Consider the following 714-nt stretch of genomic DNA (forward strand, 5'->3'; position numbering starts at 1 on the left):
CGCCGTTACTGGGCCACACACCGCCACCCCCGCTTTTTGTTCCCCGCCGGACGCGGTGCTGTGGAACAACACAGCGCGAAACGGGTGATGGATCGCGGCGGCGCACAGCGGTCGTTCAAGGTCATCGTCAAGTCCTGCGGCATCAGCAAGCCAGTGACCCTGCACAGCCTGCGCCACAGTTACGGTGCGCATCTGGTAGAGACCGGTTTGCATCTGCGTGCCATCCAGCAGGAGATGGGCCACGAGTGCCCCAAAACCACGGCCCTGTATACGCAGTTGACCGAGGTGTCCCGGCAGAATGCCGAGCAGTTGATCAACCGCCTGGTCAATCGTTTGCGCCTGGTGTGCGATGAGGCGGTGCAACATGGGTCTCGCTGATGTCTTTGAGCGCTACCTCCCTCGCTATCAATGCGCTTATGGGGGCCACACATCAGTGGATCAGTGGTCGGCCATCAGGGGGTGTCGGGGCGGTCAATACGGTGATGTGCTGTTGTCTTGCCGGGCCTGCCATCATCAGGGGCGATCGCCCCGCAGTTGTGGGCACCGCAGCTGTAGCCGCTGCCAGAACCACACCACCACTCAATGGTTGCAACGGCAAACACAGAAGCTGCTGCCGGTGCGCTATTTTATGGTCACCTTTACCTTGCCTCGAGAGCTGCGGCCACTGGCAAAGCAACACTCGACGGTGGTGTATAACGCGCTCTTTCAATGTGC

The 714-nt window shown here is 60.6% G+C and carries 2 protein-coding genes; both read left to right on the top strand.

The window, feature by feature from the left end; all coding sequences use genetic code 11:
- On the top strand, positions 1-378 hold a 378-nt coding region (locus ACVBEJ_RS14575; protein ID WP_447130364.1), incomplete at its 5' end, for a tyrosine-type recombinase/integrase.
- Positions 365-714 (top strand): transposase zinc-binding domain-containing protein (locus ACVBEJ_RS14580; protein ID WP_447130365.1); only part of this gene is annotated, 350 nt, incomplete at its 3' end. The genes ACVBEJ_RS14575 and ACVBEJ_RS14580, both read left to right, overlap by 14 nt.

Source organism: Porticoccus sp. GXU_MW_L64 (assembly GCF_052983295.1).